The following is a 17,060-nucleotide window of genomic DNA, read 5'->3' as shown; positions in this document are numbered from 1 at the left end:
CGCCCGCACGCTCGCCGTAGGTTCGGAGCACCGAGCCGCACAACACCACCCGTGCCGAAGTTGTCCGGGTGACAGAAGAAAGGTCGATGACGACATGCAAGAAGTCAACTTGGGGCTGTACTTCCTCTCGGAGGTGGTCGGCACCGCGATGCTCATCCTGCTGGGATGTGGCGTGGTCGCCAACGTGGCCCTGGCCAAGACCAAGGGCAACGCCGGCGGCACCCTGATGGTCAACTGGGGATGGGGCCTGGCGGTCTTCGCCGGTGTCATCGTCTCGGCGTACTCCGGTGCGCAGCTGAACCCGGCCGTCTCGATCGGCCTCCTCGTGGCCGGCAAGATCGCCTTCGTCCAGTTCCTCGTGGCCGTGGCCGCGCAGCTGGTCGGTGCCATCATCGGCGCCGTGCTCGCGTGGGCGTCCTACAAGCAGCACTTCGACGACGAGCCCGACCCGGCCGCCAAGCTGGGCGTGTTCTCGACCGGCCCCGCGATCCGTTCGTACGGCTTCAACTTCCTCACCGAGGTCATCGCCACCTTCGTCCTGGTCTTCGTGATCTTCGGCTTCGGTGACTACGGCGTGGCCGACATCGGCGTTCCGGGTGGCATCGGCGGTCTCGCGGCCGTTCCCGTCGCCCTGCTCGTGGTCGGCATCGGCGCCTCGCTCGGTGGTCCCACCGGTTACGCCATCAACCCGGCCCGTGACCTCGGCCCCCGCATCGCGCACGCGATCCTCCCCATCAAGGGCAAGGGTTCCAGCGACTGGGGCTACGCCTGGGTGCCGGTCGCCGGTCCCCTCGTCGGTGGTCTGCTCGCGGGTCTGCTGGCCCCCGTGCTGCTCAGCCTCGGCAACTGACACTCCCGCGGGGGCGACTCGCCCCTCGACTGCGCGTCGCCCCCGCACCCGTCTTCACCCCTTCCTCACACTGAACTAGACAAAGGAGTCCTTCCATGGCCGACTACGTCCTCGCCATCGACCAGGGCACGACCTCGACGCGCGCGATGATCTTCGACAAGTCCGGGAGCGTCGTCTCCGTCGGGCAGAAGGAGCACGAGCAGATCTTCCCGCGCGCGGGATGGGTCGAGCACGACCCCCTCGAGATCTGGCGCAACACCCAGGAGGTGATCGGCCTGGCCCTCAGCCGCGCCGACATCACCCGCCACGACATCGCCGCCGTCGGCATCACCAACCAGCGCGAGACCGCGGTGGTCTGGGACAAGAACACCGGCAAGCCCGTCTACAACGCCATCGTGTGGCAGGACACCCGCACGCAGTCGATCGTCGACCGTCTCGCCGACGGCGACCCGGAGCGCTACAAGAGCGTCGTCGGCCTTCCCCTGGCGACGTACTTCTCGGGCACGAAGATCGTCTGGATCCTGGAGAACGTCGACGGAGCCCGCGAGAAGGCCGAGGCCGGCGACCTCGTGTTCGGCACCACCGACACCTGGGTGCTGTGGAACCTCACCGGCGGTATCGACGGCGGCGTCCACGCCACCGACGTGACCAACGCCAGCCGCACCCTGTTCATGGACCTCGAGACCCTCGAGTGGCGCGACGACATCCTCGCCGACTTCGGCGTGCCGCGCTCGATGATGCCCGAGATCCGCTCCTCGTCCGAGGTGTACGGCGCCGTCGAGTCCTCGTCGCTGCTGCGCGAGACCCCGATCGCCGGCATCCTGGGCGACCAGCAGGCCGCGACCTTCGGCCAGGCCGCCTTCGACCCGGGTGAGAGCAAGAACACCTACGGCACCGGTAACTTCCTCATCTTCCAGACGGGTGAAGAGATCGTCCGCTCGAAGAACGGGCTGCTGACCACCCTCGGATACAAGCTCGGCGACCAGCCCGCGCACTACGCACTCGAGGGATCGATCGCCGTCACCGGCTCGCTCATCCAGTGGCTGCGCGATCAGCTCGGCATCATCTCCTCGGCTCCCGAGGTGGAGGCCCTGGCCCGCACCGTCGACGACAACGGCGGGGTGTACTTCGTCCCGGCGTTCTCGGGTCTGTTCGCGCCGTACTGGCGCCCGGATGCCCGCGGTGCGATCGTCGGCATGACCCGCTTCGTCAACAAGGGCCACATCGCCCGCGCGGCCCTCGAGGCCACGGCCTTCCAGACCCGCGAGGTGCTCGAGGCCGTCAACGCCGACTCGGGCGTCGACCTGACCGAGCTCAAGGTCGACGGCGGCATGACCGCCAACGACGAGCTCATGCAGTTCCAGGCTGACATCCTCGGCGTGCCGGTCGTGCGTCCCGTCGTCGCCGAGACGACGGCCCTCGGCGCCGCCTACGCCGCGGGCCTCGCCGTCGGCTTCTGGAACAACCTCGACGACCTCCGCGCCAACTGGCAGGAAGACAAGCGCTGGGAGCCCGACATGGACTCCGACGAGCGCGACCGCGAGCTGCGCCTGTGGAAGAAGGCCGTCACCAAATCGATGGACTGGGTCGACGACGACGTGCGCTGAGCACCCTCTTCACGAAACGGACCCCGTCGGCCTCGCGCCGGCGGGGTCCTTTCCGTTGCGCGACCGAGCGACATCGCCGGCGGTGGCCACCGTGTCGGGACTCCCGGCGGGGCACGCACGACTCCTGCACACCCCGCGCTCGGAGCGCGAAGGGCCCCTCGTGAGGTCACGATGCCGGAAGCGTGCTCGCCGCGGTGCCCGCGATCACGCCGGGTCTCCGGCATCCGGATGCCGAGAACTCAGCGTTCAGGCTTGGGATACGCCGCCCGCATGACATCGGACTGCAGGTAGTCCGACACCCCGATCAGCAGCACCGCGAAGAGGATCTGCTCGGTGACGACCCAGAACGGGTACAACCCGGGGATGGCCGCGAGCACCAGGGCGACGATGGGGAAGATCCGACTGAACAGCTGCAGGCGGCGGAACGCCCAGTACCACCCGGCGCGAGCGCGCCACAGGAAGTAGAACAACGTCGTGGTGATGGCGAGCACGACGAGGCAGCGCATCCACACCGCGAGGCCGACGTCGGCGCCGTCGAGCGTCATGACCAGCGCGACGACGACGGTGGCGATCCCCAGCACGAAGCCGATCGCCAGCAGGACGGTGACCGAGCGGAACGACCGGACCACGCGGGGGTCGTCGGAGACGGCGACGCGATGATCGGCGTGGCGTCCGCCGGCGATCCGGTCGAGGCGGCGGAGGGCCGGTTCGAACTGCATGCGCTCACTGTACGACGCCGCCGCGCGCCGTCGCAGCGGACGGCTCAGCCGACGGTGATCTCGGGTTCGTGACGCACGGGGAAGTTCACCGAGTTCGCGATGAAGCACCACTCGCGCGCCTGCCGGTGTGCGGCGCGGGCGGCCTCGACCATCGACTCCTCCGCGACCTGCACGCGAGGACGAAGCACCACCTCGGTGAACGCCCCGCCGCTGTTGCCGTCCTCCTGCATCGTGCCCGACGCATCGTCGACATACGCGGTCACGACGACGCCGGTGGTGACGCAGGCGTGCAGGTACGACAGCAGGTGGCACTCGCTCAGCGCCGCGAGCAGCAGCTCTTCGGGGTTCCACTTGCCGGGGTCGCCGCGGAAGGGCGTGTCGGCGGATGCCGCGACCTCGGGCTTGCCGTCGACGTGGAGCGTGACGGAGCGGTCGTAGTCGCGGTAGCCGCTCGTCCCGCTCCCCCGGTCGCCGGTCCAGGTCGAGCGCAGGCGGTAGTGGTGTTCTCCGTTCATGCTCTCCAGTCTGCCGCCCCCGCCGACCCTCGGGCGTGAGCTGCCAGGATGTGTCGCTTCGGCCACGGCCGAAGCGATGAATACCGGCACCTCACGCGGGTGGCAGACCCGGGATACGAGGGGGCCGCGGGGATACGATGGAGGGATGCCCGCCACGCCCCCCGCCTCCGTCGAGCTCGCCGTCATCGAACGCAGCGGATTCGTCGAGTCCCGCCACTACGGCGTCGCCGTCGTGCTCGCCCCCGACGGTTCCGAGAAGCTGACTCTGGGCGAGGCGTCCGCGTCGTTCCTCCCGCGTTCGAGCATGAAGCCGCTGCAGGCGTTGGCCTGCCTGTCGGCGGGCGCCGACCTGTCCGGTGAGCGTCTGGCGATCGCAATGGCCAGCCACTGCGGCACCGAGCGTCACGTCGAGGTGGCCCGTGGCATCCTGCAGTCGGCCGGACTGACCGAAGACGACCTGGGCTGCCCCGCCGCGTGGCCGAGCGACACCGCCGCGCGCGACGAGCTCGTCCGCGACCACGGTGCCCCCTCACCCCTGCGGATGAACTGCTCCGGCAAGCACGCGGCCATGCTGCTCACGTGCGTGGCGAACGGCTGGCCCACCGCCGACTACCTCGACGAACAGCACCCCCTGCAGGTGCACATCCGCGAGGTGCTGGAGCGTCTGGTCGGCGAGCGCATGACCACGACCGCGATCGACGGCTGCGGTGCCCCGGTCTACGCCATGAGCCTCATCGGCCTCGCGCGCGCGATCCAGCGCATCGCGACCTCGTCGGAGCGCTCCCCCTTCGCCCTGCACCGCAGCGCCGGCACCCTCGTGCGCGCCGTGCGGGAGCACCCGTGGACGATCGACGGCCCCGGTCGCCCCGACACCGTGGTGATCGAGCGTCTCGGCGTCTTCTCGAAGATGGGCGCCGAGGGCGTGCAGGTCATGACGGCCCCCGACGGCACCACCGTGGCGTTGAAGATGCTCGACGGTTCCAACCGCGCCGGCCACGCCGTCGCGCTGCGCCTGCTCGAGCGCGCCGGAGCCCTGTCCCCCGAGGCCGTCGCCGACACGCTCGCCCTGCTGCCCCTGAGCATCTCGGGCGGTGGCCGCGAAGTCGGCGCCATCCGCTCCGCGGTCTGACCCGCCCCGATCCGTCGCGAGACCAGACGCGCAACGTGTGCTCTCGTGGGTGCGCGTGCCCGGCCGGGCACCACGACGCGTCTCCCCGACGCCCGGCCGAGCGGAGCGCGGCCTAGATACCGCCGTCGACCGAGCGCGGGTACGCGATCGGCTCGTCGGGCACGAGCACCTCGGTCTCGCGGTTGAGGCTCTCGCCGCGGAAGAACGGCTTCGACGCGGGGACGAGGAACCACGCGACCATCAGCACGACGCCGATCGCCAGCGCGCCGATGCCGACGACGAAGGTGCCGCCGATGCCGAACAGCACGGTGTTGCCGTACTCCGGGTCCCACATGTCGATCGCCGACTGCACGAAGGCGTAGGTCAGCATGAGCGCGCCCAGCAGGGGCAGGATGCCGCGGTACACGAGGTGCTTGCCCGAGCGGAACAGCTCACGTCGGTAATACCAGACGCAGGCGTAGCCGGTCATGGCGTAGTAGAACGCGATCGCCAGCCCGAGCGACAGGATCGAATCCTGCAGGATGTTGTCGCTGATGAGCGTCATTCCGACGTAGTAGACGCTCGCGACGATACCCATCACCAGCGTCGAGAACGACGGCGTGTGGAAGCGCGGGTGCACGGTGCGGAACCGCTCGGGCAGCGCCTTGTACGCCGCCATCGCGAGCGTGCCGCGCGCCGTGGGCAGAATGGTCGTCTGCGTCGACGAGACCGCCGAGATCAGCACGGCCACGATCAGCACCCACGCGAAGGGGCCGAAGAGGTCGTCCTTCAGCGCGAGGAACACGTCGTCGGCGTTCTCGGCGTTCGCGAGTCCCGCGCCGTCTTCGCCGACCCCGGCGTACATCATGGCGGCCACCGTGACGGTGACGTAGGTCGCGAGCAGGATGACCGTGGTCAGCAGGGCGGCGCGGCCCGGGATGCGCTTCGGGTCCTTGGTCTCTTCGTTCAGGGCGAGGCAGGTGTCCCAGCCCCAGTAGATGAACAGCGCCAGCAGCACGGCCTCGGTGAAGCCGCTCCAGTCGGTGAACCCCAGCGGGTTGAACCACGCCAGGTCGAACGGCGTCGGGTTGGGTGCGGTGCCGTCGAAGAACTTCCACAGGGCCACGACGACGAACAGCACCAGAACGAGGTACTGCACCGCGAGCAGGATGTTCTGGATCCGCTCGCCGATCTCGACCCCGCGGTAGCTGATGTAGGTCATCGCGGCGATGAACGCCACGCCCGTCGCCGTCACCAGGGGCACGTTCTCGGCGAGTGATCCGTCACCGATGAGCGACCACAGGTAGATGCCGGCGATCTGCGAGAGGTTCGCCAGCACGACCATGCCCGCCACGGCGACGCCCCAGCCGCCCATCCACCCGATCCAGGGGCCGAAGGCCTTGGTGCCCCACGTGAAGGTGGTGCCGCAGTCGGGCATCTCGTTGTTCAGCTCGCGGTAGGCGAAGGCGATGAACAGCATCGGGATGAACGCGAGCACGAAGGCGATCGGCGCCGAGGCACCGACGGCGAGCACGACGAAACCGAGGGTGGCGACGAGGGAGTAGACGGGAGCAGTGGAGGCCAGTCCGATCACGGTCGAACCCCAGAGTCCGAGCGTCCCGCTGGCCAATCCCTTGCCCGACGTCCGTTCGGGAGCGGAGGTCATATGCCGAACGTAGAATCCGCGGGTCACCGCGGTCAAGAGGAGATTCTCAGGCGGAGCGGCGGGCCACGTCGAGGACGACGATCGTGATGTTGTCGCGACCGCCGTTTTCGAGCGCCGCCGCCATCATGGCTTCGACCGCTGCGGCCGGATCGGCGTTGGCCTCGAGGAAGTGGCGGATGCCGAAATCGGTCAGCTCTTTCGTGAGCCCGTCGGAGCAGATGACGAAACGGTCACCGTCGAGGACGTCGAGGCGCAGGTAGTCGGGCTTGACGGTTTCGCTCGGGCCGACGGCGCGCGTGATCACGTTGCCGTAGGGGTGGTTCTCGGCCTCTTCGGGGCTGAGACGTCCTGCCGCGATGAGTTCCTGCACCACGGAATGGTCGGTGGTGACCTGCACGATCTCGTCGTCGCGCAGCAGGTAGACGCGTGAATCGCCGATGTTCAGGGTGACCCAGTGCGGCTCGTCGGTGTGCGTCTCGAGATACAGGCCGGTGAGCGTCGTGCCGGTGCCCTCGTCGGTGGTCTCGGGGTGGGCGATGATGTCCTTCACCGCGCGCGACAGGGCCTTCTCGATGCTCTTCGACGAGACGGATCCGGTGGCGACGACGGCGCTCAGCCGGTCGACGGTGCTCGCACTGGCGATCTCACCGCCCAGGTGTCCGCCCATGCCGTCGGCGACGACGAACAGCGGATACTCGGCGAGCACGGCGTCTTGATTGACCTCGCGACGGCGGCCCGTGTCGGTGCTCGCCGCCCACGACAGCTCGACGTCGCCCGCGCCGAGGGGAACGGTACGCGTGTGGGTGGTCACCTCGGGCACGAAAGATCCTCCGGTTGGCCGACAGCTGCGCCGGCGGAAACGCACGGCTCTGTCATCTTAGTGGACACCCCGGCATCGCCCGGGGACGCGCCGCGCCCCATCATCCCGCCGCGGGATCGGCGGGGAGGGCGAAGATGCCGTCGATCTCGTCGAGGTCGGCGGCGGCGGGGGTCCAGGCCGTGGCGGCCGCGGCGTTGGCTCGCACCTGGTCGGCGCTGGTCGCCCCGGCGATGACGCTCGCCACGTGGGGGTTCGCGAGGAACCAGGCGAACGTCGCCTCGAGCATGCTGATGCCGCGCGCGTCGCAGAAGGCCTGGTAGCGCTCGAGGGCGTCCCACGGCGCGTCGCGCCACAGGTGGGGACGCTGACGCATGATGCGGCTCCCCTCGGGACCGCCCTCGCGCGTGAACTTGCCGGTGAGCAGTCCGTTGTGCAGCGGGAAGAAGGGCAGCAGCCCGAGCCCGAAGCGCTCGGCCGCGGGGAGCACCTCGCGCTCGGCCGCGCGCGCCAGCAGGCTGTACTGGTTCTGGGTCGAGACGAACCGCACTCCGGATGCCGCGTACTCGGCCTCGGCGATCTGCCACCCCGCGAAGTTGGAGTGGCCGATGTATCGCACCTTGCCCTCGCGGACGAGGTCGGCCAGGGCGTCGAGCGTTTCGTCGATCGGCGTGGAGTCGTCGGGGGTGTGCAGCTGGTACAGGTCGATCCAGTCGGTGCGCAGGCGCCGCAGCGAGCCCTCGACGGCACGACGGATGTGAGCGCGAGAACCCTTGGAGCCGCCGGGGAGTGCGGGCGCCAGGTGCGAGTGGCCGAACTTCGTCGCGAGCACCACCTCGTCGCGGCGCCCCTCGAGCGCCTCGCCCATGAGGGTCTCGGACAACCCGAACTCGCGACCGTAGACGTCGGCGGTGTCGAGGAACGTGACCCCCGCGTCGATCGCGGCGCCCAGCACGGCGCGCGTGCCGTCGAGGGTCTCGGTGGCGGTGCCGGCTCGGCCGAAGTTGTTGCAGCCGAGCCCGACGGCCGAGACACGCAGACCGGAGCGACCGACGGAGCGAAGGGGAAGCGCGGGGGATGTCATCCCTCCACGCTATCCCCGACCGACGACACCGGGACCCGAACCCTGCGTGCTCCGGCCGGGTGAAGGCTCTCGGCATCCCGGCGCACCGCGAAGGAGCACAGCGAAGGGCCCCCCGCCGAAGCGGAGGGCCCTCTGCGAAATCAGACCTGCGGCATCAGACCTGCGGGCCGGCCGGCGGAGCCGGGGGCGGCGGCGTCGGGCCTGCCGCGGGCGGGGTCTGCGGGGGCGTGTAGCCCTGCGCCGGAGGAGCGGTGGGCGGCACGTAGCCCGGCCCCGCGGCGGGSGAGCCGTAACCGGCACCGCCGGCGCCACCCGAGACGTTCTGGTAGGGCTGAACGGGGATGCCGTTCCAGACGGTCTTGTCTGCCAGGAAGGTCTTCGCCCACGGCGAGGGACCGACCTCGGGGTTCCAGCGGTTGCTGCTGAAGGCGACGATCGCCAGCCAGATCAAGCCACCGATGCCCGGGATGAGCCAGAGGAACAGCAGGGGCCAGTCCTTGCCCAGCTTGACCCCGATGCGGTACGAGTACATGAGACCCGCGGCGAGGGGCACGAGCGACAGGATCCAGCCGATCACCGGGATGTTCGAGAGGACGCCGGAAGCGACGACGGCGATGAGGAAGACCCACGGCGAGAGGTCGCCGAGCTTCGCGGCGACCAGGGTGTTGTAGATCGGCACCCACGCGCGCCACTTGCCCTGCACACCCGCCTTCTCGAAGATCTTCATGTAGAGGAACGACGAGACGACGTAGGCGATGGCCACGAAGAAGAGCAGGATGGGGATCAGAATGGCCAGGAACGCCAGCAGTGCGAAGCCGCCGTCGTCGGAGTAATAGTAGGAGTCATCCATTGCGGATTCCTTTCCAGGCGAATGAGCGGCGGAGCGTCCGTGCGCCCCGTGCGAGTCACATGCTAGCGAAGCTGAGACTTTCCTGACAGGGCCACGCCGGGCTCAGACCACAAGCTCCATCTCACCCGCCGGCTTTTCCCGGACGATCCACCCCGCGCCGCCCGCCCAGGCGAGGAACTCGGCGCGCGTCGCGATGTCGGCGCCCGAGAGGGCCAGCGCGCGAACGAGGTCACCCTTGGCGTGTTTGTTGAAGTGGTTCAGCGCACGCACCGCGCCCCCCTCGCCCTCGGTCACCACCCGCACGTATGCCGCGTCGACCCCCGCCGGCACCGGTCCGAGCGCCACGTACGCCTCCGAGCGCAGGTCGAGCACGAACGACGCGCCCCGCGCCGACAACGCGGTCGTCACGGCCTCCGCCCAGACGCGGCGCAGCACCGGCAGCCCCGGCACCGACGTCCCCGCGGCCAACCGGTACGCCGGAATGCCGTCGAGGGCGCCGACCGGCCCGAAGGGCGCCGAGTGCACCAGCACGTGCGCGCCGAGCCAGGAGCGCTGCTCGGCGTTCAGGGTCCCGGCATCCAGCGCGTCGAAGAGCACGCCGGTGTACCGGTCGATCGCCGGCAGGGTCGGCGCCGAGCGCAGGGCCGCATTGTCGGCGACCTCGTGTCGGCGCTTCGCGCCGAGCTTGAGCACGCGGGCGGCCTCGTCCTCGTCCGACGACAGAGCGACGAGCGCGTCGATCACGGCCGCACGGTGTGGTCGCAACGACGGCAGAGCGAGCGCCCGGAGGTCGAGCGGGGTGCCGTCACCGCCCGGGCGCTTGGTTTCCGACGGGGGAAGCAGGACCAGCATGAACACCCTCGCGCAGGAAAGACGCGCGCCGCCCGGCGAACCGGGCGACGCGCGTCGTGATCGAAAAAGTCGTCAGGAGACGAGGGCGGCGTTACCGGCGACGATGGTGAGTTCGTCGTCGGCCATCGACAGGAAGCCGTCCTTGGCGTTGGCCAGGATCTTCGTGCCGTCGGTCCGCGTGATGCGCACCTCACCCTGAGCGAGGATCGCGAGCACCGGCTCGTGACCCTGCATGAAGCCGATCTCGCCCTCGACGGTCTTGGCCACGACGAGAGAGGCTTCTCCCGTCCACACCTCGGCGTCGGCCGAGACCAGGCTCACACGCAACGACATGTCAGCCGTTCTCCTTCTGGATCTGCGCCCACTTCTCTTCGACGTCGCCGATGCCGCCGACGTTGAAGAACGCCTGCTCGGCGACGTGGTCGAAGTCACCCTTGACGATGGCGTCGAACGACTCGATGGTCTCCTTGATCGGGACCGTGGAGCCCTCGACGCCGGTGAACTTCTTCGCCATGTAGGTGTTCTGCGAGAGGAACTGCTGGATGCGGCGTGCGCGCGACACGACGATCTTGTCTTCCTCGGAGAGCTCGTCGACACCGAGGATGGCGATGATCTCCTGGAGTTCCTTGTTCTTCTGCAGGATCTGCTTCACCGAGGTGGCCACGCGGTAGTGGTCGGCACCGATGTAGCGCGGGTCGAGGATGCGGCTGGTCGAGCTCAGCGGGTCGACGGCGGGGTACAGACCCTTCGACGCGATCTCACGCGAGAGCTCGGTGGTGGCATCCAGGTGGGCGAACGTGGTCGCCGGCGCCGGGTCGGTGTAGTCGTCGGCGGGCACGTAGATCGCCTGCAGCGAGGTGATCGAGTGGCCACGCGTCGAGGTGATGCGCTCCTGGAGCACACCCATCTCGTCGGCGAGGTTGGGCTGGTAGCCCACGGCCGAGGGCATGCGGCCCAGCAGCGTCGAGACCTCGGAACCGGCCTGCGTGAAGCGGAAGATGTTGTCGATGAACAACAGCACGTCCTGCTTCTGCACGTCGCGGAAGTACTCCGCCATCGTCAGCGCCGACAGGGCGACGCGCAGACGCGTTCCCGGCGGCTCGTCCATCTGGCCGAACACGAGGGCGGTCTTGTCGAAGACGCCCGCTTCTTCCATCTCGTGGATGAGGTCGTTGCCCTCACGGGTGCGCTCACCGACACCGGCGAACACCGACACGCCGCCGTGGTCCTGCGCGACGCGCTGGATCATCTCCTGGATGAGGACGGTCTTGCCGACGCCGGCACCACCGAACAGGCCGATCTTTCCACCCTGCACGTACGGGGTGAGAAGGTCGATGACCTTGATGCCGGTCTCGAACATCGTGGTCTTCGACTCGAGCTGGTCGAAGCTCGGCGCCTTACGGTGGATGCCCCAGCGCTCGGTGATCTCGACGGTCTCGCCGGGCGCTGCGTTGAGCACCTCGCCGGTGACGTCGAACACCTTGCCCTTGGTGACATCGCCGACGGGCACCGAGATGGGGCCGCCGGTGTTGCGCACTTCCTGGCCGCGCACGACACCGTCGGTCGGCTTCAGGGCGATCGCGCGAACGAGGTCGTCACCGAGGTGCTGGGCGACCTCGAGCGTGATCTCGTTGGAGACGCCGTCGATGACGATCGTCGTCTTCAGCGCGTTGTAGATCTCGGGGATCGAGTCGTGGGGGAACTCGATGTCGATGACCGGGCCGGTGACGCGCGCGACGCGCCCGACGACGGTCGCGTCGCTCTTCTCGGCGGTGAGGCTCATGGCTTCTTCTCTCCTTGGGACTTACTTGCCGGATGCCAGAGCATCGGCGCCGCCGACGATCTCGGCGATCTGCTGCGTGATCTCCGCCTGACGCGCGTTGTTGCGCAGGCGGGTGTAGTCGGTGATGAGCTTGTCGGCGTTGTCGCTGGCCGACTTCATGGCCTTCTGCGTGGCGGCGTGCTTTGCCGCCGACGACTGCAGGAGGGCGTTGAAGATTCGGCTCTGCACGTACACCGGCAGGAGCGCGTCGAGAACGGTCTCGGCGTCCGGCTCGAATTCGTAGAGCGGGTAGACGGTCGCGGGGGCCGCGGCGGTGTCTGCTTCGACCACCTCGAGAGGAAGCAGGCGCACCGTCTCGGGCGACTGCGTCATCATGCTGACGAAACGGTTGTAGACGAGGTGGATCTCATCGACGCCGTCGTTCTCGCCGGAGCGGCGGTACGACTCCAGCACGGCGGCCGAGATCTCTTCGGCCGTCGAGAACTGGGGCGTGTCCGTGTCGCCGGTCCACTGGGCCTTGCTGGCCATGCGTCGGAACTGGAAGTAGCCGACGGCCTTGCGACCCACGAGGTAGTACTCCACCTCTTTGCCCTGCGAACGCAGCAGCTCGCTCAGCTCGAGACCCTCACGGAGGATCTGCGAGTTGAACGCGCCCGCGAGTCCGCGGTCGGAGGTGAAGATCACCACGGCGGAGCGACGGATGGTCTCACGCTCGGTGGTCAGCGGGTGGTCGACGCTCGAGTGCGTCGCCACCGCCGACACCGCGCTGGTCACGGCACGCGCGAAGGGCGACGCCGCGCGCACACGCGCCATCGCCTTCTGGATGCGCGACGCAGCGATGAGCTCCATCGCCTTCGTGATCTTCTTGGTCGTCTGAGCAGAACTGATCTTCTGCTTGTAGACCCGTAGTTGTGCGCCCATGATTCCGTTCTCGTGTCGTCGCTTTAGCGACGGCCCTTGACGATCCGCTCCTGGTTGACGTCTTCGGCCTCGGCGGCCTCGACCTTCTCGGTGCCGACCAGAGCCTGGTCGTCGCCCGCCTGGAACTCGAGGATGAACTGGTCGACCTTCTGCGTGAGCTCGGCGACGGTGTCGTCACCCAGCACGTTGGTCTCGCGCAGCGTGTCGAGCACGGTCGAGTTGCGACGCAGGTAATCGAGCAGCTCGCGCTCGAAACGCAGCACGTCGGAGACCTCGATCGTGTCGAGCTTGCCGTTCGTTCCGGCCCAGATCGAGACGACCTGCTCCTCGACGGGGTACGGCGAGTACTGCGGCTGCTTGAGCAGCTCGGTCAGGCGCGCACCGCGGGCGAGCTGACGACGCGACGCCGCGTCGAGGTCGCTGGCGAACATCGCGAACGCCTCGAGCGAGCGGTACTGAGCGAGCTCGAGCTTCAGCGTTCCCGAGACCTTCTTGATCGACTTCACCTGGGCGTCACCACCGACGCGCGAGACCGAGATACCCACGTCGACCGCGGGACGCTGGTTGGCGTTGAACAGGTCGGACTGCAGGAAGATCTGGCCGTCGGTGATCGAGATCACGTTGGTCGGGATGTACGCCGAGACGTCGTTGGCCTTGGTCTCGATGATGGGCAGACCCGTCATCGAACCGGCGCCGAGCTCGTCGGACAGCTTCGCGCAACGCTCGAGCAGACGCGAGTGCAGGTAGAAGACGTCGCCGGGGTACGCCTCGCGGCCCGGCGGGCGGCGCAGCAGCAGCGATACGGCGCGGTAGGCCTCGGCCTGCTTCGACAGGTCGTCGAAGATGATCAGGACGTGCTTGCCCTCGTACATCCAGTGCTGGCCGATGGCCGAACCGGTGTAGGGAGCGAGGTACTTGAAGCCGGCGGGGTCCGACGCGGGAGCCGCGACGATGGTGGTGTACTCCATCGCGCCGGCCTCTTCGAGCGCGCCCTTCACCGAAGCGATGGTCGAGCCCTTCTGGCCGATGGCGACGTAGATGCAACGCACCTGCTTGTTGACGTCGCCCGACTCCCAGTTGGCCTTCTGGTTGATGATCGTGTCGATCGCGATGGCCGTCTTACCGGTCTGGCGGTCGCCGATGATCAGCTGACGCTGGCCACGGCCGACGGGGATCATGGCGTCGATGGCCTTGATGCCGGTCTGCAGGGGCTCGTGCACGCTCTTGCGCTGCATGACGCCCGGAGCCTGGAGCTCGAGGGCACGACGGCCGGAGGTCGCGACCTCGCCGAGGCCGTCGATCGGGTTGCCGAGCGGGTCGACCACGCGGCCGAGGTAGCCCTCGCCGACGCCGACCGAGAGCACCTCGCCGGTGCGGGTGACCGGCTGGCCCTCTTCGACGCCGGAGAACTCGCCGAGCACGACGACGCCGATCTGGTTCTCGTCGAGGTTCTGCGCCAGGCCGAGCGTGCCGTCCGCGAAGCGCACGAGCTCGTTCGCCATGACACCGGGGAGGCCTTCGACGTGAGCGATGCCGTCACCGGCATCCACGACCGAACCGACCTCGTTCGCCGCGGCGCCAGTGGCCTCGTAGGCGTTGACGAAGTCCTTCAGCGCGTCACGGATGACGTCGGGGCTGATAGAGAGGTCTGCCATTGTCTTCCTTCGTTCGTGGGGCCATCGGCCCCCAGATCTCCGCCCGTTCAGGCGGGAAGTCTTAGCCTGCGATCCGCTGCCGCAGGTCGGCGAGACGCGCCGAGACGCTCGCGTCGATGACGTCGTCGGCGATCTGCACGCGCAGTCCACCCACCACCGTCGGGTCGATGACCGTGTTGAGGGTCACGACGGCGCCGTACCGGGCGCCGAGGGCGTTCTGCAGACGGGTCGCCTGCGCCTCGCTGAGCGGAGCGACGGCGTGCACCGTGGCCACGACGCGACCGCGCTGCTCGGCGACGAGCCGCTCGGCCCACCGCAGGAGCGAACGCACGCGACGCTCACGGGGCTGCTGCACGAGCGACGAGGCGACCAGCACCGTGGCGGCGCTGACGCGCCCCTCGAGGAGCGACGCGACGAGCGCGCCCTTCGCGGCGGGCTCGCCCACACGGCTGCCGAGCGCGAGCTCGAGTTCGCCGTTGGCGGCGACGGTGCGCGAGAACTGGAACAGCTCCCCCTCGACGTCGCTCTGCGTGTCGGCCACGGCGGCGGCACGGATCGCGAGCTCTTCGAGCCCGTCGATCAGGTCGCTGACGCTCGACCAGCGCTGCTCGACGACGGAGCGCAGCAGCGCCACCGTCGTCGGAGCGAACGACGGGCCGAAGACGGCCGTGACCACGTCGGCCCGCGCCGAAGCGGGCGCCGACGAGTCGGCCAGCGCGCCGCTCAGGTGCGACGACGAGTCCACGGTGCGTGCCGCGGCGAAGAGCTCGCGGGTGACGTCGAGGTCGACACCGCTCGCGGCGCCGAGGGCGCCGGCGACGGTAGCCCGCGCCTGAGTGGTCGCGCTGCCCATTACTTGGCCGCCTTCTCGGATGCCTCGAGGTCGGCCAGGAAGCGGTCGACCACGGCCTGCGCCTTCGCGTCGTCGGAGAGGGACTCCCCGATGACGTTGCCGGCGAGGTCGACGGCGAGCGTGCCCACCTCGGCGCGCAGCGACACCAGAGCGGTCTGACGCTCGGCCTCGATCTGCGTGTGCGCCGCGGCGGTCAGACGAGCCGCTTCGAGAGACGCGGTGTCCTTGGCCTCGTTGACGATCTTGCGACCGTCTTCACGAGCGGACTCGCGGATCTCGCCGGCCTCTTTGCGAGCGGCGGCGAGCTGCGCGGTGTACTCCTCGAGAGCGGCCTCGGCCTTGCGCTGAGCCTCGTCGGCCTTCGCGATGTTGCCCTCGATGGCCGTGCTGCGCTGATCCAGCACCGCGCCGACGCGCGGAAGCGCGACGCGCCACACGACGAAGGCGATGATGACGAAGCAGACCGCAGACCAGGTGATGTCGTAAATGGCCGGCAGCAGCGGGTTACCGCTGGAGCCTTCCTCGGCTGCGACCGTGACAAGAGCCTGAAGCATCCTGTCTCCTTACTCGGGGATCGGGTGGATCAGAGCGCGCCGAAGATGAAGGGCGTGGCGATGCCGATCAGCGCGAGGATCTCGATGAATGCGACACCGATGAACATGGTGGTCTGCAGGCGGCCGGCGAGCTCGGGCTGACGGGCGGTCGACTCGATGGTCTTGCCGATCATGATGCCGAGACCGATGGCCGGGCCGATGGCAGCGAGACCGTAGCCCACGGTCGCGATGTTGCCCGTGACCTGAGCGAGAATCGTCGTTGCGTCCACTGAGGGTTTCCTTTCGTAGGGCGAACAGCCGGGCGGCTGGTCGTCAGTGCTCTTCCGCCACCGCGAGCTGGATGTAGACCGCGGTGAGGATCGTGAAGACGTAGGCCTGCAGCAGCGCCACGAACACCTCGAAGAGGGTGAATGCGAACCCGAGGGCCAGCGTTCCCGCAGCGAGAGGCGTGAGCAGGTTGAAGCTGAAGAAGAAGAACTGGGTGGCCGAGAAGAACAGGACGAGCATGAGGTGCCCGACGATCATGTTCAGCAGCAGTCGGAGGAAGAGCGACACGGGCCGTGCGATGAAGACCGAGATCAGCTCGACGATCGCGATGATCGGCACGAGGTAGACCGGCACACCGCTCGGCACGAGCGAGTTCTTCAGGAAGTGACCCACGCCGTGGCGCCGGATGCCCGCGTAGACGAATGCGACGTACGCGGTCAGGGCGAAGACCAGCGGTGCTCCGGCCACCGAGGTACCCGGGATGTTGAGTCCGGGGATGACACCGGTGAGGTTGAGCGCGAGGATCGTGAAGAACATCGCGGTCAGCAGCGGAAGGAAGCGCTTGCCGTCCTTCTCGCCGAGGACCTGGAAGGCGATCTGCTCGCGGATGAATCCGAAGCCGAGCTCCATCACGCTCTGGAAGCGACCCGGCACGACCGTCATGCGGCGCGTGCCGACGACGATGATGAGAACCATCACCGCGGTGGCGAGCAGCTGCACGACGGTGATGCGCGTGACCGCGAACGGCGTCCCGGCGAACAGCAGTTCGGGCGGGAAGAAGTCCGAGATGGACGGGGGGTGGAATGTGTTCGCGTCAGCAACGATGTGCGCGATCGTATTCGCCTGAGTCAACGGGGTGGCTCCAGCTTCTCGAGCCGCAACGAAGCGGTTCGGGGAGGGTGGGAAACGTCTCTCCCCGGGGCCTCGGCGTTACCGCCGCACACCGGCCGAGGTGCGTA

The 17,060-nt window shown here is 68.6% G+C and carries 18 protein-coding genes; 3 read left to right on the top strand and 15 right to left on the bottom strand.

Features of this window, described 5'->3' with window-relative positions; all coding sequences use genetic code 11:
* Positions 1-94: 94 nt before the first annotated feature.
* Together ASF96_RS06005 and glpK are read left to right on the top strand one after the other, a co-directional pair.
* The gene (locus ASF96_RS06005) at positions 95-850 is read left to right on the top strand and encodes an MIP/aquaporin family protein (RefSeq protein WP_055834894.1); all 756 of its coding nucleotides are present in this window, start codon (positions 95-97) and stop codon (positions 848-850) included.
* Between the two features lie 95 nt (positions 851-945).
* On the top strand, positions 946-2,457 hold the full coding sequence (gene glpK / locus ASF96_RS06000) for a glycerol kinase GlpK (RefSeq protein ID WP_055834891.1): 1,512 nt from the start codon (positions 946-948) through the stop codon (positions 2,455-2,457).
* A 239-nt stretch (positions 2,458-2,696) separates the two neighbouring features.
* On the opposite strand, the gene ASF96_RS05995 is transcribed toward glpK, so the two are convergent.
* Positions 2,697-3,176: a hypothetical protein gene (locus ASF96_RS05995; protein WP_055936908.1), complete on the bottom strand. Its 480-nt coding sequence runs from the start codon at positions 3,174-3,176 to the stop codon at positions 2,697-2,699.
* A 44-nt stretch (positions 3,177-3,220) separates the two neighbouring features.
* Positions 3,221-3,691 carry an OsmC family protein gene (locus ASF96_RS05990; protein WP_055834885.1) on the bottom strand — a complete coding sequence of 157 codons (471 nt, stop codon included), beginning with the start codon at positions 3,689-3,691 and terminating at the stop codon, positions 3,221-3,223.
* Between the two features lie 145 nt (positions 3,692-3,836).
* Between ASF96_RS05990 and ASF96_RS05985 the strand changes: the two genes are divergently transcribed.
* Entirely contained in the window at positions 3,837-4,820 is a 984-nt protein-coding gene (locus tag ASF96_RS05985; RefSeq protein WP_055834882.1) for an asparaginase, read from the top strand.
* Positions 4,821-4,932: 112 nt separating this feature from the next.
* Here ASF96_RS05985 and ASF96_RS05980 read toward each other — a convergent pair whose 3' ends face one another.
* The 13 genes from ASF96_RS05980 to atpB all read right to left on the bottom strand — a co-directional run bounded on the left by ASF96_RS05980 (position 4,933) and on the right by atpB (position 16,953).
* Positions 4,933-6,465, bottom strand: coding sequence for an APC family permease (locus ASF96_RS05980; RefSeq protein ID WP_055936905.1), 1,533 nt, complete (start codon positions 6,463-6,465; stop codon positions 4,933-4,935).
* 46 nt (positions 6,466-6,511) lie between these two features.
* Positions 6,512-7,285 (bottom strand): PP2C family protein-serine/threonine phosphatase, encoded by a 774-nt coding sequence (locus ASF96_RS05975; RefSeq protein WP_055834876.1) that lies wholly within the window; start codon positions 7,283-7,285, stop codon positions 6,512-6,514.
* 100 nt (positions 7,286-7,385) lie between these two features.
* The gene (locus ASF96_RS05970) at positions 7,386-8,366 is read right to left on the bottom strand and encodes an aldo/keto reductase (RefSeq protein ID WP_055936902.1); all 981 of its coding nucleotides are present in this window, start codon (positions 8,364-8,366) and stop codon (positions 7,386-7,388) included.
* Positions 8,367-8,520: 154 nt separating this feature from the next.
* Positions 8,521-9,216, bottom strand: coding sequence for a hypothetical protein (locus tag ASF96_RS05965; protein WP_055936899.1), 696 nt, complete (start codon positions 9,214-9,216; stop codon positions 8,521-8,523).
* A 102-nt stretch (positions 9,217-9,318) separates the two neighbouring features.
* Complete coding sequence (locus ASF96_RS05960; protein ID WP_055937740.1) at positions 9,319-10,068, bottom strand: YaaA family protein; 750 nt, start codon at positions 10,066-10,068, stop codon at positions 9,319-9,321.
* Positions 10,069-10,140: 72 nt separating this feature from the next.
* On the bottom strand, positions 10,141-10,401 hold the full coding sequence (locus ASF96_RS05955; protein ID WP_055834867.1) for a F0F1 ATP synthase subunit epsilon: 261 nt from the start codon (positions 10,399-10,401) through the stop codon (positions 10,141-10,143).
* Between the two features lies 1 nt (position 10,402).
* Positions 10,403-11,851, bottom strand: coding sequence for a F0F1 ATP synthase subunit beta (atpD, locus tag ASF96_RS05950; protein WP_055834865.1), 1,449 nt, complete (start codon positions 11,849-11,851; stop codon positions 10,403-10,405).
* Positions 11,852-11,872: 21 nt separating this feature from the next.
* Positions 11,873-12,772: a F0F1 ATP synthase subunit gamma gene (locus ASF96_RS05945; RefSeq protein WP_055834862.1), complete on the bottom strand. Its 900-nt coding sequence runs from the start codon at positions 12,770-12,772 to the stop codon at positions 11,873-11,875.
* Between the two features lie 23 nt (positions 12,773-12,795).
* Positions 12,796-14,427 (bottom strand): F0F1 ATP synthase subunit alpha, encoded by a 1,632-nt coding sequence (gene atpA / locus ASF96_RS05940; RefSeq protein WP_055834859.1) that lies wholly within the window; start codon positions 14,425-14,427, stop codon positions 12,796-12,798.
* Positions 14,428-14,488: 61 nt separating this feature from the next.
* Positions 14,489-15,280 (bottom strand): F0F1 ATP synthase subunit delta, encoded by a 792-nt coding sequence (locus ASF96_RS05935; RefSeq protein WP_055834856.1) that lies wholly within the window; start codon positions 15,278-15,280, stop codon positions 14,489-14,491.
* Positions 15,280-15,834: a F0F1 ATP synthase subunit B gene (locus tag ASF96_RS05930; RefSeq protein ID WP_055834853.1), complete on the bottom strand. Its 555-nt coding sequence runs from the start codon at positions 15,832-15,834 to the stop codon at positions 15,280-15,282. Before ASF96_RS05930 ends, ASF96_RS05935 begins: the two co-directional genes overlap by 1 nt.
* A 29-nt stretch (positions 15,835-15,863) precedes the next feature.
* A complete protein-coding gene (gene atpE / locus ASF96_RS05925) occupies positions 15,864-16,103 on the bottom strand; it encodes a F0F1 ATP synthase subunit C (protein ID WP_055834851.1) in 240 nt (79 codons plus the stop codon).
* A gap of 43 nt (positions 16,104-16,146) precedes the next feature.
* A complete protein-coding gene (gene atpB / locus ASF96_RS05920; protein WP_235560535.1) occupies positions 16,147-16,953 on the bottom strand; it encodes a F0F1 ATP synthase subunit A in 807 nt (268 codons plus the stop codon).
* Between the last annotated feature and the right edge of the window lie 107 nt (positions 16,954-17,060).

Source organism: Microbacterium sp. Leaf179 (assembly GCF_001423785.1).
Classification (GTDB): domain Bacteria; phylum Actinomycetota; class Actinomycetes; order Actinomycetales; family Microbacteriaceae; genus Microbacterium.
The sequence above is the reverse complement of the archived record's forward strand: the minus strand, read 5'-3'. Positions and strand labels throughout refer to the sequence as shown.

Bases quoted from the DNA above. Each gene is read 5' to 3' on its own strand.
- ASF96_RS06005 (WP_055834894.1), top strand. From the start codon at position 95: ATGCAAGAAGTCAACTTGGGGCTGTACTTCCTCTCGGAGGTGGTCGGC.
- ASF96_RS05985 (WP_055834882.1), top strand. From the start codon at position 3,837: ATGCCCGCCACGCCCCCCGCCTCCGTCGAGCTCGCCGTCATCGAACGC.
- ASF96_RS05930 (WP_055834853.1), bottom strand. From the start codon at position 15,834: ATGCTTCAGGCTCTTGTCACGGTCGCAGCCGAGGAAGGCTCCAGCGGT.
- ASF96_RS05960 (WP_055937740.1), bottom strand. From the start codon at position 10,068: ATGCTGGTCCTGCTTCCCCCGTCGGAAACCAAGCGCCCGGGCGGTGAC.
- ASF96_RS05990 (WP_055834885.1), bottom strand. From the start codon at position 3,691: ATGAACGGAGAACACCACTACCGCCTGCGCTCGACCTGGACCGGCGAC.
- atpD (WP_055834865.1), bottom strand. From the start codon at position 11,851: ATGAGCCTCACCGCCGAGAAGAGCGACGCGACCGTCGTCGGGCGCGTC.
- atpA (WP_055834859.1), bottom strand. From the start codon at position 14,427: ATGGCAGACCTCTCTATCAGCCCCGACGTCATCCGTGACGCGCTGAAG.
- ASF96_RS05945 (WP_055834862.1), bottom strand. From the start codon at position 12,772: ATGGGCGCACAACTACGGGTCTACAAGCAGAAGATCAGTTCTGCTCAG.
- ASF96_RS05995 (WP_055936908.1), bottom strand. From the start codon at position 3,176: ATGCAGTTCGAACCGGCCCTCCGCCGCCTCGACCGGATCGCCGGCGGA.
- ASF96_RS05935 (WP_055834856.1), bottom strand. From the start codon at position 15,280: ATGGGCAGCGCGACCACTCAGGCGCGGGCTACCGTCGCCGGCGCCCTC.
- ASF96_RS05955 (WP_055834867.1), bottom strand. From the start codon at position 10,401: ATGTCGTTGCGTGTGAGCCTGGTCTCGGCCGACGCCGAGGTGTGGACG.
- glpK (WP_055834891.1), top strand. From the start codon at position 946: ATGGCCGACTACGTCCTCGCCATCGACCAGGGCACGACCTCGACGCGC.
- ASF96_RS05980 (WP_055936905.1), bottom strand. From the start codon at position 6,465: ATGACCTCCGCTCCCGAACGGACGTCGGGCAAGGGATTGGCCAGCGGG.
- ASF96_RS05970 (WP_055936902.1), bottom strand. From the start codon at position 8,366: ATGACATCCCCCGCGCTTCCCCTTCGCTCCGTCGGTCGCTCCGGTCTG.